The organism is Duganella hordei (assembly GCF_040369125.1).
GTDB lineage: Bacteria > Pseudomonadota > Gammaproteobacteria > Burkholderiales > Burkholderiaceae_D > Rugamonas > Rugamonas hordei.
In genome coordinates this window covers 283,824-304,966 of the sequence record NZ_BPWI01000002.1, presented here as the reverse complement: position 1 = coordinate 304,966, position 21,143 = coordinate 283,824, and the positions used below count along the sequence as shown (strand labels likewise).

Sequence of the window (21,143 nt, the reverse complement as noted above, 5' to 3'; positions counted from 1 at the left end):
CTGTAGTTAAGGATGCTCAGCTTCGACATGCACCGCTTCGCGCCGCACCAGGTAGATGCCGCTGCCGATGATGATGGCGGCGCCCAGCAGCGTGTAGCCATCTGGCAGCGTCTGCCACAACAGCCAGTCGATCGCCACGCCCCAGGCCAGCGCCGAGTACTCGAACGGCGCCACCACCGAGGCCTTGCCGGAACTGAAGGCGCGGGTGATCGCCAACTGGCCGAGGAAGCCGCTCAGCGCCAGCGCCAGCAGCACCCAGCCGTCCTCGGCGCGCACCGGCACCCAGTGCTGGACCGACATCGCCAGGCCACCGGCCGCCATCAGCAGCAAATACCAGAACATCATCGACTCGTTGCTGTCGGTGCGCGCCAGCATGCGGCTGACGACGGCCGACAGCGCGTAGCACGCTGCCGAGCCCAGCAGCGCCAGCCCGCCCAGCGACAGGAAGCCCGTCCCCTCGGGACGCAGCACCACCAGCACGCCGAGCAGGCCGACCGCGATGGCCACCCACTGGCCGATGCCGACCTTCTCTTTCAATATGAACACGGACAGCGCGGTGATCAGCGACGGCGCGATGAAGAAGATCGAATACGCCTCGGCCAGCGACAGCGCCTTCAGGCCAAAGGCAAACGAGGTCAACATCGCGATGCCGAGCAGGCTGCGGAAAATATGCATGCCCCAGCGCACGCGGAAGATGCCGCGGAAGGCGCCGCGATACAGCATGTAGCCGCACAGCAGCGGCAGCGAACTGAGGGCGCGCATGGCGGTCACTTGCGTGGCGGGATAGTGGGCGGACAGCAGCTTCATGGTGGTGTCCATGAACGAGAACATGGCGACCGCGGCCAGCATCGCGTAGATGCTGCGCAGGTTTTCTGAGCGGGTGACGGAGGACAGGGGAAGCTCCTTGCAACAGGTCCGGGGAGGACCACTGGAAACGTCATCATGGCGACGTCCGGAGCCAGGACCGGCAGGCTGTGCCCGGTCGTTTCGATTATAGCAAGGGGCTACTTTCCTTGCTATTCCCGTGCTCCTCTCAGTAAAGTTTCCGGCAGCTCACTCTAAAGCCGTGACCGGCCAGCCGATATGCGCAGCGCGGCGCAGGCTGGCTTTGACGACCATGCGGTGCATGGGCGCGATGCAAAACAGGTAGACCCGCCCCAGCAGATTGTGACAATGGACCACCGTCGAGACGGTCAGCTCGCGCCCGCCGTCGGCCTCCGGCCTGCCGCTGCACAGTACCGACACGCGGAAATCGAGATGCATATCGTCCTCGCCCATCACAATCTCAGTTTCGCTGGTACGGTAGACCTTGAAGATGCCAAGCCGCTCAGCCCTCGCATCATGGGCTAGGGTTGCCAGATGCCTGGCGGTCTTCAGACCAAAGCCGGCAACGATCACATCGCGAAGAGTGGTGAGTTTCCCTATCCATGAAGGCTGATGCGCAAAGATGAACCGGGCCAGCAGATCCGGATCACCGGAGGCGCCGGACGGCAGCCGTATGGCAAATGCGTCGGCCAGGTTGACCGACTGGTAGAGGTCGGTGATGCTGGACTGCGCGGGAAGCGCAACCGGCGTTGCAAAGCTGAGTTCGATCGGCATGTGTCAACCATAAATGGAACGTCAGAACGATGCAGAAACTATAACATCAAATTCCTATCGTCGTTGCCAGGCCAATCAAGTCTGCGGCAGCAGCATCACCAACTTCAGATCGTGCCGCTTGGCCGGGTGCAGCGTCACTTGATTGAGGGCCAGCTCGCCACGCAGCGGATGGCGGAAACGGCGCAGGCCACCTTCCCGGCCGACCACGTCCTGCAAGGTCCACAGTTCGGCGAAGAATGCGCTGGCCTCTGACAGTTCGGCGATCAGCCCGGCCAGCGGCGGCTCACCGGCATGGCGGCCGATGTCCGCGCGGAATTCGGCCACCAGCCGCCGGGCGCGCTCCGGCCAGTCGACGATGAGCTCGCGTGCCGCCGCATTGCCGAACATGTAGCGCAACAGATTGGGCCGGGACTGCTGCGGCTGCGACGGCAGCCAGCCGGCAAACAACCGCGCCGCCTGCGGATTCCACGCCAACGCATCCCATTGCCGGTCGAGGATGTAGGCCGGGGCGCCGATGGCCATGACGATCGCGTCCAGCGCTTCGGCCGTGCCGCCGCCGTCGTCGTGATGCGGATCGAGCCGGTCGGCCAGGCCGAACAGGTAGGCGCGCTCGGCGGGCGACAGTTGCAGCACTTCCGCCAGCCGCGCCAGCATCTTGCTGGACGCCTGCACCGCCCTGCCCTGCTCCAGCCAGGTCAGCCAGGTCGGGCTGACCTCACACAGCTGCGCCAGCTCTTCGCGCCGCAGCCCAGGCGTGCGGCGCCGGCCGCCGCCGGGCAGGCCCACACTGCCCGGAGTGGTGCGCTCCCGGTGTGCACGGATGAATTCGCCGAGTTTGTTGTGCATGGTAGTCCTTATACCAGGATAAGTACTTGTCTTGTTACAGGATAAAAACACGCCTATTCTGCCCTGACTCGCACAACTTTTGGAGAAAACCATGCAACAGCAAGCCGTCGTCGCCCAGCAGTTCGGCAATACCGCCAGCGCCTACCTGACCAGCACAGTCCACTCGCAAGGGGCCGACCTGGCCGCGCTGCGCGAGCTCGCCGCCGCACTGCCGCGCCCGCCGATCGTGCTGGACCTGGGCTGCGGCGCCGGCCACGCCGGCTTCGCGGTGGCGCCGGTGGCGGAATCGGTGACGGCGTTCGACCTGTCGGCGCAAATGCTGGAAGTGGTGGCCGGCGCGGCGCGCGAGCGTGGACTGACCAACATCGCCACGCGGCAAGGCAACGTCAGCCAGTTGCCGTTTGCCGACGCCTCGTTCTGCATGGTCGTCACGCGCTTTTCCGCGCACCACTGGTTCGACGTGCCGGCCGCGCTGCGCGAGGTCAAGCGCGTGCTCAAGCCACGCGGCCTGTTCGTCGTCATCGACATCACCGCGCCGGAAAATCCGCTGCACGACACCACCTTGCAAGCGGTCGAACTGCTGCGCGACGGCTCGCACGTGCGCGACTACCGGCCGTCCGAATGGTGCGCGATGCTGGCCGAAGCGGGCTTCAAATGCGAGCGCGTCAGCGACTGGAAGCTGGAAATGAAATTCGACGAATGGACCGCCCGCATGCGCACGCCGGCCGAGCGGGTGGCGGCGATCCGCAGCCTGTTCGGCACCGCGCCGGAAGAGACGCTGCAATACTTCGCCGTGCAGCCCGACTGCTCGTTCTCGATCGACTCGACCTTGTTCAAGGCCAAACACGACTTCGGCGACATCTACTGAGGCGGCCCCGCGCGGGCGAACAACGCTATACTTCTCCTACGTTCAGGGAGAATGCAATGCCGCGCGATGTGCCATCGGAACCGCGCAGCTGGCTGCTGGAGCGCCGCTGCACACTGACCCAGCGTCAACTGGCGCTGGTGTTCGTGACGCTGTGCGTGCCGTCGGGGCTGGTGGCGCTGGCGTTCCTGTGGCAAGGCTATTGGTATGTACTGGTCTATGCGGTGCTGGAGCAGGCGGCGCTGGCGGCCTGCCTCGGCTACTGCGCCCGCCATCGCGGCGACTACGACCGCATCGACATTTCCCCCGCCGCCATCATGGTCGAGCAGCGCCGGGGCAGCAAGCGCAGCGAACGGCGCCTGCATCCCCCTACCACCCGCCTGCTGCCGCCAAGGGGCGACAGCGATCCCATCCATCTCGAAGACCGTGGCGAGCAGATCGAAGTGGGCCGCTTCCTGAGTTCAGCCCAGCGGCGCAAGCTGGCCGACGAGCTGGCGACATGCTTGAGCAGTCACGGCCGGCAATAAAAAACGGCGCCGCAGCGCCGTTTTGCTACCGCATCAAACCGGACCGGCGATTAGGCCTGGGCCAGCAGGGTTTCCGCGTTCGACACTTCGAACTTGCCGCCTTGCTCGATGTTCAGCTGGGTCACGACACCGTTGTCGACCAGCATCGAGTAGCGCTGCGAGCGGGTGCCCATGCCGAACTTGCTGAAGTCGGCGTCCAGGCCCAGGGCCTTGGAGTAGGCGGCGTTGCCGTCGGCCATCATGCGGACGATGCCGGTGGCTTTCTGGTCGCGGCCCCAGGCGCCCATGACGAAGGCGTCGTTGACCGAGATGCACCAGATTTCATCGACGCCCTTGGCTTTCAGGTCGGCGGCGTGCTTGACGTAGCCTGGCACGTGCTGTGCCGAGCAGGTCGGGGTGTAGGCGCCTGGCAGGCCGAAGATCGCGATCTTCTTGCCCTTGACCAGGTCTTGTACGTTGAACGTGTTCGGGCCGAGCGAGCAGCCTTCGGTTTCGGTTTCGATGAATTCGGACAGGGTGCCTTCTGGCAGGGTGTCGCCAATCTTGATGGTCATGTATGACTCCTTTTATGAATGTTGAACGTAAAAAAGCCGCGCCTAAGCGCGGCTTTCACCGGCATAGAACGAGCAGTATGCCTTAATCGGCCTGTTTGCGCAGGAAGGCTGGAATGTCGTAGGTCTCCATGCCATTCTTCTCCATCGCGCGCACCTGTTCGGAAGCCGATTCGCGACGCCATACCGCCGGCGCCTTCATGCCGTCGAAGGCCGGCGATGCGCCGCCGCCCATGCCGCCGGTCGCGCCCATCGACACGCCCGCCGAGGCGGCGCCGCCGCCCAGTGCAGCCGATGGCATCATCGGGCTGTTGTGGGTGCCGGTGCGCAGCATCTGCTGAGGAACCAGCTGCACGTGCTTCTTGGCCTTGCCCAGGCCGGTCGCCACCACGGTGACGCGGATGTTGTCGCCCATGTCGTCGTCGTAGGCGATGCCCTGGGCGATCGACGCGTCCGGCGCCGCAAACGCGCGCACGGCGGCCATGACTTCCTTGATCTCCTTGCCTTTCAGGCCGCGCGAGGCGGTCACGTTGACCAGCACGCCGCGCGCGCCCGACAGGTCGACGCCGTCCAGCAGCGGCGAGGCCACGGCCTGCTCGGCGGCGATGCGCGCGCGGTCGACGCCGGACGCGGTCGCGGTGCCCATCATGGCCTTGCCCTGCTCGCCCATGATGGTCTTGACGTCGTTGAAGTCGACGTTGATGTGGCCCGGAACGTTGATGATCTCGGCGATACCGGCAACGGCGTTGTTGAGCACATCGTCGGCGTGCTGCAGCCATTCGATCAGCGATTCGTCTTCGTAGATCTCTTCCAGCTTCTCGTTCAGGATCACGATCAGCGAGTCGACGTTGGCCGACAGGGCTTCCAGGCCTTCGTCGGCGATGTCCATGCACTTCTGGCCTTCGTGCGAGAACGGCTTCGACACCACGGCCACGGTCAGCGCGCCCAGCGATTTGGCGATTTCCGCCACGATCGGCGCGGCGCCGGTGCCGGTGCCGCCGCCCATGCCGGCGGCGATGAACACCATGTGCGCGCCGCGCAGCGAGTCTTCGATGCGCTGGCGCGATTCCTCGGCCAGCTTGCGGCCGACGTCAGGCTTCATGCCGGCGCCCAGACCGGTCTCGCCGATCTGGATGATGTTGTCGGCCTTGGAGGTCGACAGCGCCTGGGCGTCGGTGTTCGCGGCGATGAATTCCACGCCGGACATGCCCTTGTTGATCATGTGTTGAACTGCGTTGCCACCTGCTCCGCCGACTCCGACGACCTTGATGACGGTACCCAAAGCTGCGTTATCGACCATATCAAACTCCATGATGTACTCCCTATCAGAATGCGGTTTTCAAGCGCCAGTCCTCATATTTTTTAGAAGAACTGGGGATTGAAAACTGCGGTTTCAATATTAAAAAAACGTCGCGTTTTACTTCAAAAATTACCGAGGAACCATTCCTTCATGCGCTGCCATACTGCCTTTACCGATCCATCCTGCCGCGTGACGATATGGCCACGCAGGTACTGCTTTTTCGCTTCCAACAACAGGCCCAGCACCGTCGCGTAGCGCGGGCTGCGCACCACGTCGGCCAGCTGGCCGCGGTAGTCCGGCGTGCCTAGGCGCGCCGGCTTGAGGAAAATGTCTTCCGCCATCTCGACCATGCCCGGCATGATCGCGGTGCCGCCGGTCAGCACGATGCCCGACGAGAGCACGCCTTCGTAGCCGGATTCGCGCACCACCTGGTGCACCATCGCGAACAGCTCCTCGACGCGCGGCTCGATCACGGCGGCCAGCGCCTGGCGCGACAGGTTGCGCGGACCGCGGTCGCCCAGGCCCGGCACTTCCAGCGTCTCGCCCGGATCGGCCAGCACCTGCTTGGCCACGCCGTAGCGGATCTTGATCTCTTCCGCTTCCGAGGTCGGCGTGCGCAGCGCCATCGCGATGTCGTTGGTGATCTGGTCGCCGGCGATGGGGATCACGGCGGTGTGGCGGATCGCGCCGTCCGAGAACACGGCGACGTCGGTGGTGCCGCCGCCGATGTCGATCAGCACCACGCCCAGTTCCTTCTCGTCCGGCGTCAGCACCGCGTCGGCCGAAGCCATCGGCTGCAAAATCAGGTCCGACACTTCCAGTCCGCAGCGGCGCACGCACTTGACGATGTTCTGCACCGCGGACACGGCGCCGGTCACGATATGGACTTTGACTTCCAGCCGGATGCCGCTCATGCCGATCGGTTCGCGCACGTCTTCCTGGCTGTCGACGATGAATTCCTGCGGTACCGTATGCAGCAGCTGCTGGTCGGTCGGAATGTTAACCGCCTTTGCCGTTTCGATGACGCGCGCCACGTCGGTCGCCGTCACTTCCTTGTCCTTGATCGCCACCATGCCGCTGGAATTGAAGCTGCGGATATGACTGCCCGCGATGCCGGCATAGACATTGCGGATCTTGCAGTCGGCCATCAGCTCCGCCTCTTCCAGCGCGCGCTGGATCGATTCGACGGTCGCTTCGATGTTGACCACCACGCCTTTCTTCAGGCCCTTGGACTCGTGCTGGCCCAGGCCTATCACTTCGTGGCGTCCATCGCCCATCACCTCGGCCACCACGGCCACCACTTTCGAGGTGCCGATGTCGAGGCCAACGATCAGGTTTTTAGCGTCTTTAGTCATTTATCTCTGCCTACTGAATTTTTTTCTTCACTATCGGTTTTGGCTTGGTTCCCTCTGTCGGAATCTTCAATCCCGTCGCGCTCAGGGCCAGCCCGTTCTGGTACCGCATATCGATCGTGTCGATGTTCTGCAAGTGCTCCACCAGCTGCGGATAAATCCCGGTCAGGCGGTCCACCCTTTCCTTCAACGTGGTGCTGGTCTGTTCGCGCCCCAGCGCCACGCTCATGCCGTTACTCAGTTTCACCGTCCACGCATACCGGCCCGACAGCGACAGCGACTCCGGCACCAGCTTGAGCGGCGCGAACCACGCGCGCAGCTCATCGTAACGCGACAGCACTTCCTTCTCGCTGCCGTCCGGTCCATCGAACTCCGGCAGCGTGTGGTCCTCTTCCGCCTCGGCCAGGTTGGCGGTGAACACATCGCCCTTGGTCGACAGCAGCTTGCCGTCCTCGCCCCACGTTCCCAACGCCTCATGCTCTTCCAGCGCCACGATCAACTGGTCCGGCCATTCGCGGCGTACCGTTGCGCGGCGCACCCAGGGCACCGATTCAAACGCCTGGCGCACCGCATCCAGGTTGGTCGTGAAGAAGTTGCCCTTGATGCGGCCCAGCGCGTTGCTGCGCAGCGTCAGGTGATTCACATGCTTTAACTCGTCCTGCCCTATCGTCTCGATGCGGATGGTGCGCAGGTTGAACATCGGACGCTGCGCCACCCACCACACGCCGGCCCCGATGCACGACAACAGCGCCAGCACGAAAATGGCACTGGCGGTCGCATTCAAGGCTTTTGCGTCTTGCCACATCCTGCCGCTTATCCCTTCATCTTCAAGCGCGCCGTGCGCAGGATTTCCACGCACAGGTCCTCATAGCTGATGCCTTCCGCGCGCGCGGCCATCGGCACCAGCGAATGGCTGGTCATGCCAGGGGAAGTGTTCACCTCCAGCAGGAACGGCTTCTGATCGCGCTCGCGCAGCAGCACGTCGACCCGGCCCCACCCCTCGCAACCCAGCGCCAGATAGGCTTGCAGGGCGATGCGGCGCATCTCTTCGCTCAGCGCTTCCGGCAGCGCGGCGGGGCAGAAATACTTGGTGTCGTCGGTGAAGTACTTGTTCTGGTAGTCGTAATTGCCTTCCGGGGCGACGATCTCCACCACCGGCAGCGCGCGCGCGGCAGCGCCCGAGCCGAGGATGGCGACCGTGAATTCGCGGCCGGTGACGAATTCCTCGGCCAGCACCGAATCGTCCAGCGCGGCGGCGATGTCGTAGGCGGCTTTCAGTTCATCGGCGGCGTTGACCTTGGTGATGCCGATGGTCGAGCCTTCATGCGGCGGCTTGACGATCAGCGGCAGGCCCAGGTCGGCGGCCACGGCATCCAGGTCGGAGCCGGCGTTGAGCACCGCGTAGCGCGGCGTCGGCACGCCGGCGGCCAGCCAGACGATCTTGGTGGTGATCTTGTCCATGCCCACCGAGCTGGCCATCACGCCGCTGCCGGTGTAGGGTATGCCCAGCAGTTCCAGCGCGCCCTGCAGGCTGCCGTCTTCGCCGTAGCGGCCGTGCAGCGCGATGAAAACGCGGTCGAATTTTTCAGCGGCCAGTTCGGCCAGCGAGCGCTCGCCGGTGTCGAACAGATGGGCGTCCACGCCCTTGCTTTGCAGCGCCTTCGCAACGCCGGTGCCGGACATGATCGAGACTTCGCGTTCGGCGGAACGGCCGCCGAACAGCACGCCGACCTTGCCGTATGCTTTTGCGTCAGTAGAAGTAAGGTGATTCACTTTCAGACCTTAGTGTAATTAGTCAGTTTTGCCGGGACGCCGCTGATCGAGCCTGCGCCCATGGTCATCACGACGTCGCCGTCGCGCACTACGCTCATGATGGTTTCCGGCATATCGCCGATCGCCTCCACGAAAATCGGTTCCGTCTTGCCGCGTGCGCGCAATGCGTGCGCCAGCGCGCGGCCGTCGGCGGCCACCACCGGCGCTTCGCCGGCGGCGTAGACTTCGGCCAGCACCAGCACGTCCGGCGCGCCCAGTACCTTGACGAAGTCCTCGAACAGGTCCCGCGTACGGCTGTAGCGGTGCGGCTGGAAAGCCAGCAGCAGGCGGCGGCCCGGATAGGCGGCGCGCGCGGCGGCCATCGTCACTTCCATTTCCAGCGGGTGGTGGCCGAAGTCGTCGACCAGCGTAAAGGTGCCGCCGCCTGGAATGGCGACGTCGCCGTACTTGGTGAAACGGCGGCCGACGCCGGCAAAGCCGGCCAGGCCGGCCTGGGTGGCGCTGTCCTCGATGCCGATTTCACGCGCGATGGCGATCGCCGAGCAGGCGTTCTGCACGTTGTGCAGGCCGGGCTGGTTCAGCACCACGTCCAGGTCCGGATAGCCTTCCTGGATCACGGTGAAGTGCATCTCGACGCCGACTGCGCGCGCGTTCACGGCACGCACTTCCGCATCCTCGGCAAAGCCGTAGGTGGTCACCGGCTTGGTCACCTGCGGGATGATGGCCCGCACATGCGGATCGTCGATGCACAGCATCGCGCGGCCGTAGAATGGCAGGCGGTGCGTGAAGTTCACAAAGGCCTGCTTGAGCTTCTCGAAGTCGTGCTCGTAGGTTTCCATGTGATCGGCATCGATGTTGGTGATGACTTCGATCATCGGCGTCAGGTTCAGGAACGATGCATCCGATTCGTCGGCTTCCGCGACCAGGTAGTCGCCGGTACCCAGCTTGGCGTTGGCGCCGGCGGAGGTCAGGCGGCCGCCGATGACGAAGGTCGGATCCAGCCCGCCCTGCGCCAGCACCGACGCCACCAGGCTGGTGGTGGTGGTCTTGCCGTGCGTGCCGGCGATGGCGATGCCGCGCTTCAGGCGCATCAATTCGCCCAGCATCACCGCGCGTGGAACGATAGGGATCTTGCGGCTGCGCGCGGCCACCACTTCAGGATTGTCCTGCTGGACGGCGGTCGAGGTGACGACGGCGTCGGCCTTGCCGATGTTTTCCGCCGCATGGCCCTGGAACACCTGCGCGCCCATGTCGGCCAGGCGTTGCGTGACGGCGTTGCTGCCCAGGTCCGAGCCGGACACGGTATAGCCCAGCGTCAGCAGTACCTCGGCGATGCCGCTCATACCGCTGCCGCCGATGCCGACGAAGTGAATGTTTTGTACTTTATGTTTCACAGCTTAGTTCTCATGCCAGTTGTTCCAATACGGTGGCGATAGCGTCGTTGGAGTCGCGCTTGCCAACGCCCAGGGCCGCGTTGGCCATGGTCAGACAAGCGCCGCGGGTCAGCGTTTCCAGCAGCGTCGCCACACTTTGCGCGCTCATTTCCGTCTGCGGCATATGAATCGCCGCGTTTTGTTTCGCCATCCACTTCGCGTTTTCGCGCTGGTGGCTGGTGGTCGATGCGACCAGCGGAACCAGCACGCTGGCCACGCCGGCCGCCGTCAGTTCCGACAGCGTGATCGCGCCGGCGCGGCAGATCACCACGTCGGCGGCGCTGTAGGCAGCCGCCATGTCGTCGATGAAGTCCACCACGTTCGCTTCCACGCCCGCCTGCGCATACGCCGCACGCAGGGCATCGATATTCTTCTTGCCCGACTGGTGCGTCACCACCGGACGCCGCGCGGCCGGGATCAACGCCAGCGCGGCCGGCAGGTTGTCGTTCAGCGCTTTCGCCCCCAGGCTGCCGCCCACCACCAGGATGCGCAGCGGGCCTTCGCGGCCGGCGAAGCGCAGCGCAGGCATCGGCATGTCCAAAATCTCCTTGCGCACCGGGTTGCCGGTGACGACAGCCTTGCTGGCGGCCTTGCCGAAATTGGCGGGGAAGCCGAAGCACACGCGGTCCGCGAACGGCACCAGCGTCTTATTCGACAGCAGCAGCGCCGCATCCGCATTCACCAGCACCAGCGGCACGCCGCGCATGCGCGACATCAAGCCTCCCGGTACCGTCACGTAACCGCCCATGCCCATCACCACATCCGGCTTGCGCTTGCCGATGAAGCCGAAGCAGTCGACGAACGCCTTGACCATCTTCAGCGCGCCGGCAAGGGAATGCTTGATGCCCTTGCCGCGCATGCCGGTGAAGTCGATGCTGTCCATCGCGATGCCGTGCTTCGGCACCAGGTCCTGCTCCATGCCGGCGGAAGTGCCCAGCCAGCTCACTTCCCAGCCGCGCGCGCGCATGGTTTGCGCGATCGCCAGGCCGGGGAAAATATGACCGCCCGTACCGGCCGCCATAATCATTAATCGTTTCATAATCTGCCACCACGCATCAGGACCCGGTTCTCGTAGTCGATCCGGAGCAGGATCGCGAGCCCGACGCAGTTAATCACAACACCCGTGCCGCCATAGCTCATCAGCGGCAAGGTCAAGCCCTTGGTCGGCAGCAGGCCAAGGTTGACACCCATATTAATAAACGTCTGCACACCGATCCAGATGCCGATGCCCTTGGCCGTCAGGCCGGCAAAGGTCTGGTCGATGGCGATGGCCTGGCGGCCGATGTCGAAGGCGCGCTTGACGATCCAGTAGAACAGCGCGATCACCACCAGCACGCCGGCCAGGCCGAGTTCCTCGCCGATCACCGCCATGATGAAGTCGGTGTGCGCTTCCGGCAGGTAGTGCAGCTTTTCCACGCTGCCGCCCAGGCCGACGCCAAACAACTCGCCGCGCCCAAAAGCGATCAGCGAGTGCGTCAGCTGGTAAGCCTTGTTCAATGCGTTGTCCTCTTCCCACGGATTGAGGTAGGCGAAATAGCGCTCGCGGCGGAACTTCGACAGCGCGATGATCGACCCGAAGATCGCCACCAGCACCAGGCCGATGCCGCCGAACCAGACGGCGTTGATCCCGCCCAGGAACAGGATGCCCATCGCGATGCAGACGATCACGCCGAAGGCGCCCAGGTCCGGCTCCAGCAGCAGCAGCAGGCCGACCACGCCGACCGCCGCGGCCATCGGCATGAAGCCCTTGGTCAGCTTGTGCATGTATTCCTGCTTGCGCACGGTGTAGTCGGCGGCGTACAGCACGGCGACCACCTTCATCAGCTCAGACGGCTGGATCTTGATCACCACCAGCGACAGCCAGCGGCGCGAGCCGTTGACCACCGAGCCCAGGCCGGGCACCAGCACCAGGAACAGCATCACCAGCGTACCGGCGAACAGATAAGGCGCGGCCTTCTGCAAATCGGCGATGCGGATGCGGAACACGAACAGGCCGACGACCAGCGAAACCACGATGAACATCGCCTGCCGCTGCAGGAAGTAGGTGTTCTGCCAACGGACGTAGTTGACGTATTTCGGCGAGTCCGGCAGCGAGATCGAGGCCGAATACACCATCACCATCCCGAACAGCATCAGCAACAGCGTGACCCAGACCAGCGGCTGGTCGTATTCCATCATCTTCGACTGACGCGCGCGGCTGTCCATCGACATGCCTGTCGACTTTTCAGCGAAGCGGAACGGCAGCTGGAAGGCCATCAGATCTCCTGTCCTGCGTCGAGTGCGATATCGCGCACGGCGTCGATGAACACCTGGGCGCGATGCGCGTAGTTCTTGAACATGTCCATGCTGGCGCAGGCCGGCGACAGCAGCACGGCGTCGCCGGCCTGCGCCAGTTCGCTCGCGCGCCTGACAGCCAGCGGCAGGTCGGTGCCGCAGTCTTCCAGCTCGACGCCGGATGGCTCCAGCGCGGTGCGCAGCAGCGGCGCGTCGCGGCCGATCAGCAGCACGGCGCGCACATAGCGCGATACCGGCTCGGCCAGCGGCGTGAAGTCCTGGCCCTTGCCGTCGCCGCCCATGATGACCACCAGGCGCTGTTCCGCGCCGGCGAAGGCCTTGCCCAGGCCGTTCAATGCGGCCACCGTGGCGCCGACGTTGGTGCCCTTGCTGTCGTCGTAGTACTCGACTTCGCTGATGGCGCCGACCAGCTCCACGCGGTGCGGCTGGCCGCGATACTCGCGCAGGCCGTGCAGCAATGGCGCCAGCGGCAGGTCGATGGCGCGGCACAGCGCCAGCGCGGCCAGCGCGTTGGATGCGTTGTGCACGCCGCGGATCTGCAGCGCGTCGGCCGGCATCAGGTTCTTGACCGTGCACTCGACCGGCGGTGGCGGCGGATCGTTCTTCTTGCGTTTCTTCGGTTCGCCCTCTTCCTCGGCCGGAACGGCGGTGGCCAGCCACAGCACGCCGCGCTCGTTGTTCAGGCCAAGGTCGTCGCGCAGCGTCGGCGCGTCGGTGCCGAAGGTGACATTGACGCCGGTGGCGCTGGCCATGCGCATGACGGTGGCGTCGTCGCGGTTCAGGACGCGTACCGTGTCGGCGGCGAAGATGCGGTGCTTGGCGGCGGCGTAGGACGGCATGTCGCCGTGCCAGTCCAGGTGGTCCTGGGTCACGTTCAGCACCGTGGCGGCATCCGCCTCCAGCGTGTAGGTGGTCTGCAGCTGGAAGGAGGACAATTCCAGCACCCACACTTGGGGCAACGCTTCGTTGTCCATCACTTCGCGCAGCACGTCCAGCGCTGCAGGGCTGATGTTGCCGGCCACGCGCACCGTCTTGCCGGCGCGTTCGCACAGTTGGCCGACCAGCGTGGTGACCGTGGTCTTGCCGTTGGTGCCGGTGATGGCGATGACCTTGGGCGTGTAGGCGCGTTCATTTTCCAGCGCTTCCAGCGCCTGCGCGAACAATTCGATCTCGCCCCATACCGGGATGTTCGCCGCGGCGGCGGCCGGTGCGATCTCTTTCAGTTCGCGGCCGGGCGCCAGGCCGGGGCTGACGGTGACAAAGTCCACGCCATCCAGCAGCGTAGCGCCGAACGGACCGGCGATGAATTCCACGTCGGAGATCGCTTCGCGCAACGCAGGCAAACGGTCCGGCGACTCACGGGTATCGGCAACGCGCACGCGCGCGCCGCTGCGGGCGAGCCACAGCGCCATCGCCAGACCGGATTCACCCAGTCCCAATACCAGTGCGTTTTTGCCTTCGTAAATCATCAGCGCAGCTTCAGCGTAGACAAACCAATCAGTACCAGCATCATCGTGATAATCCAGAAACGCACGACGACCTGGGTCTCTTTCCAGCCTTTTTGTTCAAAGTGGTGATGCAAGGGCGCCATCAGGAACACGCGGCGGCCGACGCCGAAGCGCTTCTTGGTGATCTTGAACCAGCCCACCTGGATAATCACGGACAGCGTTTCAGCGACGAAGATGCCGCCCATGATGAACAAGACGATTTCCTGGCGCACGATCACGGCGATGGTGCCCAGCGCGCCGCCCAGCGCCAACGCGCCGACGTCGCCCATGAACACTTGCGCAGGGTGCGTGTTAAACCACAGAAAAGCCAAACCCGCGCCGGCCAGTGCGCCGCAGAAGATAATCAGTTCGCCCGCGCCGGGAATATGCGGAATGAACAGGTACTTCGAATACGTCGCGCTGCCGGTCAGGTAGGCGAACAGGCCCAGTGCCGAGCCGACCATAATCGTCGGCATGATCGCCAGGCCGTCCAGCCCATCGGTGAAGTTAACGGCGTTGCTGGTGCCGACGATGACACAGTAGGTCAGCGCGATGAAACCCCACACGCCCAGCGGATAGCTGATGGTCTTGAAGAACGGGACGATCAGGTCGGCTTTCGGCGGCAGGTCCATCGAGAAGCCGGACTGCACCCAGGCGAAGAACAGCTCGAACACCTTGCCCGCGTTCGGCGCGGACACCGAGAACGCCAGGTACAACGCCGCTGCCACGCCGACCAGCGACTGCCAGAAGTATTTTTCCGCCGAACGCATGCCTTCGGGATCCTGGCGCACCACCTTGCGGTAGTCGTCGACCCAGCCGACCGCGCCGAAGCCCAGCGTGACCACCAGCACAGGCCAGATCAGGCGGTTCGACAGGTCGCACCACAGCAGCGTCGAGACGCCGATGGCGATCAGCAGCAGCACGCCGCCCATGGTCGGGGTACCGTGTTTTTTCAGGTGCGTTTGCGGACCGTCGGTGCGCACGGCCTGGCCGTACTTCATGGCCGTCAGTTTGCGGATCACGGCCGGGCCGGCGCCCAGGCCGATGACCAGCGCCGTGATCGTCGCGAAGACGGCGCGGAAGGTGATGAAGTTGAAGACGCGGAGTGGTCCGAGGTCCTGCTGGAAATATTGTGCGAGCCAGAGCAGCATGATTAGTGACTTTCCTTGTTAGCTTGTTGCGATCCAATCAAATGCTGCACGACCCGTTCCATCTTCATGAAGCGGGAGCCCTTGATTAATACGGTTGCATCCGGCGTTACCGCTGCATCGACAGCAGCCAGCAGATCGCCGAAGTTTTCAAAATGACGAATGGACGCGCCTTTCATGTGCGTGGCCAGTTCGCCCGTTACCAGCACCTGTTCGATGCCTTTGGTCTGCGCATATGCGCCGATTTCTTCATGAAACTCCGGACCCTGCGTGCCGACTTCGCCCATGTCGCCCAGCACCAGCACGCGCGGCGCGGCGGACTTGGACAATACGTCGATGGCGGCGCGCACCGAATCCGGGTTCGCGTTGTAGCTGTCGTCGATGACCACGGCGCCGTTGGCGGCGGCCTTCTTCTGCAGGCGGCCGCTGACGGGCGCGAAGGTGTCGAGGCCCAGCTTGATCTTGTCCAGTGCGATGCCGGCGGCGTAGGTGCAGGCGACGGCGGCCAGCGCGTTGCGCACGTTGTGCTCACCGGCTGCCTGCAGGTTGACGAAGAACTGTTCAGGCTCGCCCTCGCCTTCGCGGATGGTGACGAACATCTCGTTGCCGAAATCTCCGGCGCGGAAGGTGCAGCTCACTTCCGCGTCCTTGGTCAGGCCGAAGCGCAGCACGCGGCGGCCTGCCGACAGCTCTTCCCAGATCGGCGTGAATTCGTCGCCGTGCGGGAACACGGCCACGCCGTCCGCAGGCAGCCTGGCCAGCACGGCGCCGTTTTCGCGGGCGACCGCTTCGACGGTGTGCATGAATTCCTGGTGCTCGCGCTGGGCGTTGTTGACCATGGCGACGGTCGGCTCGGCGATGGCGCTGAGGCGGCCGATTTCGCCGGGATGGTTCATGCCCAGCTCGACGACGGCCGACTGCTGTTTCGCTTCCATGCGGAACAGCGTCAGCGGCACGCCGATTTCGTTATTCAGGTTGCCGCGCGTGGCCAGGCGGCCTTCTTCGCCATGTGCCGCCGCGAGGATGGTCGCGATCATTTCCTTGACCGTGGTCTTGCCGTTGCTGCCCGTGACGCCGATGACCGGCATCGCGAACTGGCGGCGCCAGTAGTTGGCGATCTGGCCCAGCGCGGTCAGCGTGTCCGGCACGACGATGGCCGGAAGGTTCCAGCCTTCAGGCAGTTCTTCGACGACGACAGCGGCGACGCCCTGCTCCGCCACCTGCGCGAGGAACTTGTGGGCATCGAACACTTCGCCGCGCAATGCGACAAACAAATTGCCGGCCATGACGCTGCGGCTGTCCGTGGAGACCCCGTTAAACACCACTTCGCCGGCGCCAATCAGCCTGGCGCCCGCGATCGAAGGCAGAATCTGTGCGAGTGCTGCGCGCATCAATTCGTCCTCATCATGGTTAAACGTGCCGACAGCGCCAGCTGCGCGTGCTCGGCATCCGAGAATGGCAGTTTCTTGCCCTTGATTTCCTGGTAGGGCTCGTGGCCTTTACCGGCCAGCAGGATCACGTCCGGCTTGCCGGCATGCTTGATCGCCGACAGGATGGCGGCGGCGCGGTCGTCCAGCGCCTGCACCGTCGATGCCGGATTGTTCTGGTCCATGCCGGCCAGGATCTGCTCGATGATCGAATGCGGATCTTCGCTGCGCGGATTGTCGCTGGTGACCAGCACGTGGTCGGCGATCTGCGCGATCTTGCCCATCTGCGGGCGCTTGCCCGGATCGCGGTCGCCGCCGCAGCCGAACACGCACCACAACTGGCCGCCGCGATCGCTGGCCACCGGACGCAGCGCGGCCAGGGTCTTCTCCAGCGCGTCCGGCGTGTGGGCGTAGTCGATGACGATCATCGGCGCATCCAGGCCGCCGACCTGCTGCATGCGCCCGGGCGCGGGCTGCAGCGCCTCGGCCGCCTCGATGGCGGCGCGCAGGCCGGCGCCCTTGGCCAGTATCGCGCCCATCACACCCAGCGCGTTGCTGATGTTGAAGTTGCCGACCAAATGCGTTTTGACCAGCGCCACGCCCAGCGGGCAATCCAGATGGAATTCGGTGCCGAGGCTGCGGCTGCTGCGCATCTGGCTGGCGCGCAGCATCAGCACGCCGTCGATGTCCGGCCGCGTGGTCGTGTCGTGCAGCGTGTAGCCGATCAGCGGGATGTTGCCGGCCAAAGGAGCCGGCTTGGCCTTCAGGTGATCGATAATGCGCACGCCGGCGGGATCGTCCAGGTTGACGACCGCCGTTTTCAGGCCGGGCCAGTCAAACAGCTTGACCTTGGCGGCCTCGTAGGCCTCCATCGTGCCGTGGTAGTCCAGATGGTCGCGGGTCAGGTTGGTGAACAGCGCGACGTCGAAGTGCATGCCGGCCACGCGGCCTTGCTCCAGGCCGATGGACGATACTTCGATCGCCAGCGATGCCGCGCCCTGCCCGCGCAGGTCGGCCAGCGTACGCGCCAGCAGCACCGCGTCCGGCGTGGTGTAGCCGGTGACGTCGTATTCGACTTCGCCGCGCGCGCGGAACAGGCCCACGCCCAGCGTGCCGACCACGGCGGCCGGTTCGGCGCCGCGCGACAGGGCCTGGCCCAGCCATACGGCGCTGGAGGTCTTGCCGTTGGTGCCGGTCACGCCGACGGTGAACATCGCCGCATCGGGCTGCTGGTAGAAGGCGTGCGCGATCGGACCGGCGTTCTGCTTCAGGTTATCCACGGCCAGGTGGGGCACGGTCCAGCTGTCGTTCCAGGTGAAACCGGCGGGGTCCAGCACGATCAGCGACGCGCCCTGCTCGATGGCGTTGTCGATAAAGCTGCGCCCATCGCCGGCGTCGCCGGGATAAGCGAAAAACACATCGCCCAGCTTGATGCGGCGCGAATCCGACGCCAGCTGCGCGCTCGGCGCCAGCTTGCGGATCGCGGCTGCAATAGCCATCGGGTCGAAGTCAGAAGTGGTCACATGTTCTCCTGTGCTGCATTATCAGGAATGATGATATGGGTAAGGGTTGAATCCGGCGTGATGTTCTTGGCGCGCAGCGCATTGGCGGCCAGCGCGGAAAACACGGGACCGGCGACGTCACCGCCGACGTGCACCGGGCCGCCCGGTTCGTCGATCATGACGGCGATGATGAAGCGCGGGTTCGACATCGGCGCCATGCCGACGAAGTTGCCGATGTATTTGGTCTGCGAATAGTGCCCGTTGAGGAACTTCTGCGCCGTGCCGGTCTTGCCGCCGACGCGGTAGCCCGGCACCTGCGCCTTGACGGCCGAGCCGCCCGGCTGGGTCACCATCTCCAGCATCTCGCGCATCTCGGCGGCGGTCTTGGCGCTCACCACCTGCGTGCCGTGCGGCGCCTCGCTGACCTTCTGGAACGACAGCGGAATGATGTCGCCGTCGCGGGCGTAGATCATGTAGGCGCGGGCCAGCTGGATCAGCGACACCGAGATGCCCTGGCCGAAGCTCATGTTGGCCTGCTCGATGGGGCGCCAGGATTTATAAGGACGCACGCGGCCGGCCACGGCGCCGGGGAAGCCCCACTTGGGCTGCTGACCGAAGCCGACCTTGGTGAACATCTCCCACATCTCCTGCGGCGGCATGGCCAGCGCGATCTTGGAGGTGCCGATGTTGGACGATTTCTGGATGATGCCCTGCACGTCGATCATGTAGTGCGGATGGGTGTCGTGGATGACGTGGTCGGCGATCACCATCGAGCCGGCGCCGGTGTCGAACATGGTGTGCGGCGTGATGCGTTTTTCATCCAGCGCCAGGCCGACGGTGAATGGCTTGAGCGACGAACCCGGCTCGAAGGTGTCGGTCATGACGCGGTTGCGCAGCTGCTCGCCGGTCAGCTTGGAGCGGTCGTTCGGGTTGTAGGTGGGCCAGTTGGCCAGCGCCAGCACCTCGCCGGTGTGCACGTCCAGCACCACGGCGGCGCCGGCCTTGGCGTGGAACTTCTCGACCGACTCCTTCACCTGCGTGAAGGCGATGTACTGGATCTTGCTGTCGATCGACAGCGTCAGGTCCTTGCCGTCGTGCGGTTCGCGCACCGATTCGATGTCCTCGACGATGTGGCCCAGGCGGTCCTTGATCACGCGGCGGCTGCCCGGCTGGCCGACCAGGGTTTTCTGCTGCGCCAGCTCCATCGATTCCTGGCCCACGTCCTCGACGTTGGTGAAGCCCACCACGTGGGTGGTCACTTCGCCCTGCGGGTAGAAGCGCTTGTATTCCTTGCGGGTCTGGATGCCGTCGATGCCCAGCTTGGTGATCTGGTCGGCCACGTCCTGCTCGACCTGGCGCTTCAGGTAGACGAAGCCGCGATCGGAGTCGAGCTTCTTCTGCAGGTCGGCGTTGCTCATGTCGAGCAGCCTGGCCAGCTCTTTCAATTTGGCCGGCGGCGCGTCCTGCACATCGTCCGGGATCGCCCAGATGGCCTTGACGGGAATCGACGAGGCCAGCACCTGGCCTTCGCGGTCGGTGATCTTGCCGCGCGTGGCCGGCAGGTCCAGCGTGCGGGCGTAGCGGATCTCGCCCTGCTTCTGCAAGAACTGGGTCGACAGGCCTTGCAGCCACAGGGCGCGGCCGGCCAGGCCGGCGAAGGCGGCAAACAAGACGAACAGCACGACGCGCGAACGCCATACCGACAGGCGCACCGCCAGCACAGGGTTCTTCGAGAACGGCACGCCCCTGGAGGCGGCTACGCGCGAGGTGTTCGCATTGCTGCCGCGGCTCATTTCGATCCTTCCGGCGTCAGGTACTGCGTACGGGCCGCGGTCAGCGGGGTCATGTTCAGGTCGCGGCGGGCGATTTCCTCGATGCGCGCGTGCTTGCCCAGCGTCGACTGGTCCAGCTGCAGCTGCGCCCATTCGATGTCCAGCTGGCGCGCCTGCGACTGCGCCCGTTCCAGCTCGATGAACAGGTGGCGCGCCTGGTATTGCGCGTTAACCAGCGACAGGCCGCAAGCGACCAGCATCGCCGCCAGCACCAGGTTGATCTTGCCGCTCATGCCGCACCTTCCGCGATTGAAGGAATCGGCAGCCGGCGCGCCACGCGCATCACGGCGGAGCGGGCGCGCGGGTTGGCGTCGACCTCGGCGTCGGACGGCTTCATCTTGGCCAGCAGCTTCAGCTGCGGCTGCGGCAGGTCGACCGCGCGGATCGGCAGGCGGCGGTCCGGCTGCTCGACGTTGGCCTTGGACGCGAAGAAGCGCTTGACCATGCGGTCTTCCAGCGAGTGGAAGCTGATGATGGCGATGATGCCGCCCGGCGCCAGGCTGTCGTAGGCCTGGTTCAGACCGATCTCGAGATCTTCAAGCTCTTTATTGATGAAAATCCGGATAGCCTGAAATGTGCGGGTTGCCGGATCCTTGCCCTTTTCCCGAGTCTTGACCGCGCCTGCCACGATGCCGGCAAGCTGTCGTGTGGTTGAAATTGGCTCGACTGCCCGGCGAGCAACAATCGCCTTTGCAATCTGAAAAGCAAACCGTTCTTCCCCATATTCTTTTATCACCTTTTCCAGTGTCTGTTCGGTTTCAGTGGCGATCCACTGCGCCGCCGACATGCCGCGCGTGGTGTCCATGCGCATGTCGAGCGGGCCATCGTTGCGGAAGCTGAAGCCGCGCGCGGCGTCGTCCACTTGCGGCGAGGAGATGCCCAGGTCGAGCAGGATGCCGTCCGCCTTGGGCGCGCCGCGTTCGGCCAGCGCGCCGCTCATGGTGGCGAAGCTGTCATGGACGATGGTGAAGCGCGGGTCGGCGATCTGTTCGGCGGTGGCGATGGCCTGCGGGTCCTTGTCGAAGGCGATCAGGCGCGCGTTGGCGCCCAGCCTGGACAGGATCAGGCGCGAGTGGCCGCCGCGGCCGAAGGTGCCGTCGACGTAGACGCCGTCGGCGCGCGCGCCGTCCAGCGCCAGCGCGTCGACCGCTTCGTCTAGCAGCACCGTCCGATGCTGAAATTCCGGCACCGATGTCATGGTCATCA

General features: G+C 64.8%; 20 protein-coding genes. 2 read left to right on the top strand and 18 right to left on the bottom strand.

Features of this window, described 5'->3' with window-relative positions; translation table 11 throughout:
• Positions 1 to 6 precede the first annotated feature (6 nt).
• The 3 genes from ABWW33_RS05635 to ABWW33_RS05625 all read right to left on the bottom strand — a co-directional run bounded on the left by ABWW33_RS05635 (position 7) and on the right by ABWW33_RS05625 (position 2,445).
• The gene (locus tag ABWW33_RS05635) at positions 7 to 849 is read right to left on the bottom strand and encodes a DMT family transporter (protein WP_176654626.1); all 843 of its coding nucleotides are present in this window, start codon (positions 847 to 849) and stop codon (positions 7 to 9) included.
• Positions 850 to 1,053: 204 nt separating this feature from the next.
• The gene (locus tag ABWW33_RS05630; RefSeq protein WP_176654627.1) at positions 1,054 to 1,599 is read right to left on the bottom strand and encodes a DUF2867 domain-containing protein; all 546 of its coding nucleotides are present in this window, start codon (positions 1,597 to 1,599) and stop codon (positions 1,054 to 1,056) included.
• Positions 1,600 to 1,674: 75 nt separating this feature from the next.
• Entirely contained in the window at positions 1,675 to 2,445 is a 771-nt protein-coding gene (locus ABWW33_RS05625; protein ID WP_353399824.1) for a helix-turn-helix transcriptional regulator, read from the bottom strand.
• Between the two features lie 91 nt (positions 2,446 to 2,536).
• On the opposite strand from ABWW33_RS05625, the gene ABWW33_RS05620 reads away from it, so the two are divergent.
• Together ABWW33_RS05620 and ABWW33_RS05615 are read left to right on the top strand one after the other, a co-directional pair.
• Complete coding sequence (locus tag ABWW33_RS05620) at positions 2,537 to 3,313, top strand: class I SAM-dependent methyltransferase (protein ID WP_353399821.1); 777 nt, start codon at positions 2,537 to 2,539, stop codon at positions 3,311 to 3,313.
• 56 nt (positions 3,314 to 3,369) lie between these two features.
• Entirely contained in the window at positions 3,370 to 3,837 is a 468-nt protein-coding gene (locus tag ABWW33_RS05615) for a DUF2244 domain-containing protein (RefSeq protein WP_353399818.1), read from the top strand.
• Positions 3,838 to 3,887: 50 nt separating this feature from the next.
• Here the strand turns inward: ABWW33_RS05615 and ABWW33_RS05610 are convergent, their stop codons facing one another.
• The 15 genes from ABWW33_RS05610 to rsmH all read right to left on the bottom strand — a co-directional run bounded on the left by ABWW33_RS05610 (position 3,888) and on the right by rsmH (position 21,141).
• Positions 3,888 to 4,391, bottom strand: a complete 504-nt coding sequence (locus ABWW33_RS05610; RefSeq protein WP_176654631.1) for a peroxiredoxin — start codon at positions 4,389 to 4,391, stop codon at positions 3,888 to 3,890.
• Between the two features lie 82 nt (positions 4,392 to 4,473).
• Entirely contained in the window at positions 4,474 to 5,700 is a 1,227-nt protein-coding gene (ftsZ, locus tag ABWW33_RS05605; RefSeq protein ID WP_176654632.1) for a cell division protein FtsZ, read from the bottom strand.
• 110 nt (positions 5,701 to 5,810) lie between these two features.
• Positions 5,811 to 7,043 (bottom strand): cell division protein FtsA, encoded by a 1,233-nt coding sequence (gene ftsA, locus ABWW33_RS05600; protein WP_008445439.1) that lies wholly within the window; start codon positions 7,041 to 7,043, stop codon positions 5,811 to 5,813.
• 10 nt (positions 7,044 to 7,053) lie between these two features.
• Positions 7,054 to 7,845 carry a cell division protein FtsQ/DivIB gene (locus ABWW33_RS05595; protein ID WP_176654633.1) on the bottom strand — a complete coding sequence of 264 codons (792 nt, stop codon included), beginning with the start codon at positions 7,843 to 7,845 and terminating at the stop codon, positions 7,054 to 7,056.
• Between the two features lie 8 nt (positions 7,846 to 7,853).
• Positions 7,854 to 8,813: a D-alanine--D-alanine ligase gene (locus ABWW33_RS05590; protein ID WP_176654634.1), complete on the bottom strand. Its 960-nt coding sequence runs from the start codon at positions 8,811 to 8,813 to the stop codon at positions 7,854 to 7,856.
• A 2-nt stretch (positions 8,814 to 8,815) separates the two neighbouring features.
• The gene (gene murC, locus ABWW33_RS05585) at positions 8,816 to 10,207 is read right to left on the bottom strand and encodes a UDP-N-acetylmuramate--L-alanine ligase (RefSeq protein ID WP_176654635.1); all 1,392 of its coding nucleotides are present in this window, start codon (positions 10,205 to 10,207) and stop codon (positions 8,816 to 8,818) included.
• A 10-nt stretch (positions 10,208 to 10,217) separates the two neighbouring features.
• Positions 10,218 to 11,285 (bottom strand): undecaprenyldiphospho-muramoylpentapeptide beta-N-acetylglucosaminyltransferase, encoded by a 1,068-nt coding sequence (murG, locus tag ABWW33_RS05580; protein WP_353399811.1) that lies wholly within the window; start codon positions 11,283 to 11,285, stop codon positions 10,218 to 10,220.
• Positions 11,282 to 12,502, bottom strand: coding sequence for a putative lipid II flippase FtsW (gene ftsW / locus ABWW33_RS05575; protein WP_176654636.1), 1,221 nt, complete (start codon positions 12,500 to 12,502; stop codon positions 11,282 to 11,284). Before ftsW ends, murG begins: the two co-directional genes overlap by 4 nt.
• A complete protein-coding gene (murD, locus tag ABWW33_RS05570) occupies positions 12,502 to 14,010 on the bottom strand; it encodes a UDP-N-acetylmuramoyl-L-alanine--D-glutamate ligase (protein WP_353399808.1) in 1,509 nt (502 codons plus the stop codon). The genes ftsW and murD overlap by 1 nt, the downstream gene beginning before the upstream one ends.
• Positions 14,010 to 15,179 carry a phospho-N-acetylmuramoyl-pentapeptide-transferase gene (mraY, locus tag ABWW33_RS05565; protein ID WP_176654638.1) on the bottom strand — a complete coding sequence of 390 codons (1,170 nt, stop codon included), beginning with the start codon at positions 15,177 to 15,179 and terminating at the stop codon, positions 14,010 to 14,012. The genes murD and mraY overlap by 1 nt, the downstream gene beginning before the upstream one ends.
• 2 nt (positions 15,180 to 15,181) lie before the next feature.
• On the bottom strand, positions 15,182 to 16,567 hold the full coding sequence (locus ABWW33_RS05560; RefSeq protein ID WP_353399805.1) for a UDP-N-acetylmuramoyl-tripeptide--D-alanyl-D-alanine ligase: 1,386 nt from the start codon (positions 16,565 to 16,567) through the stop codon (positions 15,182 to 15,184).
• Positions 16,567 to 18,102, bottom strand: a complete 1,536-nt coding sequence (locus ABWW33_RS05555; RefSeq protein WP_353400698.1) for a UDP-N-acetylmuramoyl-L-alanyl-D-glutamate--2,6-diaminopimelate ligase — start codon at positions 18,100 to 18,102, stop codon at positions 16,567 to 16,569. Before ABWW33_RS05555 ends, ABWW33_RS05560 begins: the two co-directional genes overlap by 1 nt.
• A 20-nt stretch (positions 18,103 to 18,122) precedes the next feature.
• On the bottom strand, positions 18,123 to 19,898 hold the full coding sequence (locus ABWW33_RS05550; RefSeq protein WP_176654640.1) for a peptidoglycan D,D-transpeptidase FtsI family protein: 1,776 nt from the start codon (positions 19,896 to 19,898) through the stop codon (positions 18,123 to 18,125).
• Positions 19,895 to 20,170: a cell division protein FtsL gene (gene ftsL, locus ABWW33_RS05545; RefSeq protein WP_176654641.1), complete on the bottom strand. Its 276-nt coding sequence runs from the start codon at positions 20,168 to 20,170 to the stop codon at positions 19,895 to 19,897. The genes ABWW33_RS05550 and ftsL overlap by 4 nt, the downstream gene beginning before the upstream one ends.
• Positions 20,167 to 21,141 (bottom strand): 16S rRNA (cytosine(1402)-N(4))-methyltransferase RsmH, encoded by a 975-nt coding sequence (rsmH, locus tag ABWW33_RS05540; protein WP_353399800.1) that lies wholly within the window; start codon positions 21,139 to 21,141, stop codon positions 20,167 to 20,169. Before rsmH ends, ftsL begins: the two co-directional genes overlap by 4 nt.
• Between the last annotated feature and the right edge of the window lie 2 nt (positions 21,142 to 21,143).

What these genes read in the sequence shown, in the direction of transcription:
- ftsZ (WP_176654632.1), bottom strand. Translation starts at nt 5,700, where the DNA reads ATGGAGTTTGATATGGTCGATAACGCAGCTTTGGGTACCGTCATCAAG.
- ftsW (WP_176654636.1), bottom strand. Translation starts at nt 12,502, where the DNA reads ATGGCCTTCCAGCTGCCGTTCCGCTTCGCTGAAAAGTCGACAGGCATG.
- ABWW33_RS05620 (WP_353399821.1), top strand. Translation starts at nt 2,537, where the DNA reads ATGCAACAGCAAGCCGTCGTCGCCCAGCAGTTCGGCAATACCGCCAGC.
- ABWW33_RS05625 (WP_353399824.1), bottom strand. Translation starts at nt 2,445, where the DNA reads ATGCACAACAAACTCGGCGAATTCATCCGTGCACACCGGGAGCGCACC.
- murG (WP_353399811.1), bottom strand. Translation starts at nt 11,285, where the DNA reads ATGAAACGATTAATGATTATGGCGGCCGGTACGGGCGGTCATATTTTC.
- murD (WP_353399808.1), bottom strand. Translation starts at nt 14,010, where the DNA reads ATGATTTACGAAGGCAAAAACGCACTGGTATTGGGACTGGGTGAATCC.
- ABWW33_RS05595 (WP_176654633.1), bottom strand. Translation starts at nt 7,845, where the DNA reads ATGTGGCAAGACGCAAAAGCCTTGAATGCGACCGCCAGTGCCATTTTC.
- mraY (WP_176654638.1), bottom strand. Translation starts at nt 15,179, where the DNA reads ATGCTGCTCTGGCTCGCACAATATTTCCAGCAGGACCTCGGACCACTC.
- ABWW33_RS05610 (WP_176654631.1), bottom strand. Translation starts at nt 4,391, where the DNA reads ATGACCATCAAGATTGGCGACACCCTGCCAGAAGGCACCCTGTCCGAA.
- ABWW33_RS05560 (WP_353399805.1), bottom strand. Translation starts at nt 16,567, where the DNA reads ATGCGCGCAGCACTCGCACAGATTCTGCCTTCGATCGCGGGCGCCAGG.
- rsmH (WP_353399800.1), bottom strand. Translation starts at nt 21,141, where the DNA reads ATGACCATGACATCGGTGCCGGAATTTCAGCATCGGACGGTGCTGCTA.
- ABWW33_RS05550 (WP_176654640.1), bottom strand. Translation starts at nt 19,898, where the DNA reads ATGAGCCGCGGCAGCAATGCGAACACCTCGCGCGTAGCCGCCTCCAGG.
- ABWW33_RS05615 (WP_353399818.1), top strand. Translation starts at nt 3,370, where the DNA reads ATGCCGCGCGATGTGCCATCGGAACCGCGCAGCTGGCTGCTGGAGCGC.
- ABWW33_RS05635 (WP_176654626.1), bottom strand. Translation starts at nt 849, where the DNA reads ATGCTGGCCGCGGTCGCCATGTTCTCGTTCATGGACACCACCATGAAG.
- ftsA (WP_008445439.1), bottom strand. Translation starts at nt 7,043, where the DNA reads ATGACTAAAGACGCTAAAAACCTGATCGTTGGCCTCGACATCGGCACC.
- ABWW33_RS05555 (WP_353400698.1), bottom strand. Translation starts at nt 18,102, where the DNA reads ATGGCTATTGCAGCCGCGATCCGCAAGCTGGCGCCGAGCGCGCAGCTG.
- ABWW33_RS05630 (WP_176654627.1), bottom strand. Translation starts at nt 1,599, where the DNA reads ATGCCGATCGAACTCAGCTTTGCAACGCCGGTTGCGCTTCCCGCGCAG.
- ftsL (WP_176654641.1), bottom strand. Translation starts at nt 20,170, where the DNA reads ATGAGCGGCAAGATCAACCTGGTGCTGGCGGCGATGCTGGTCGCTTGC.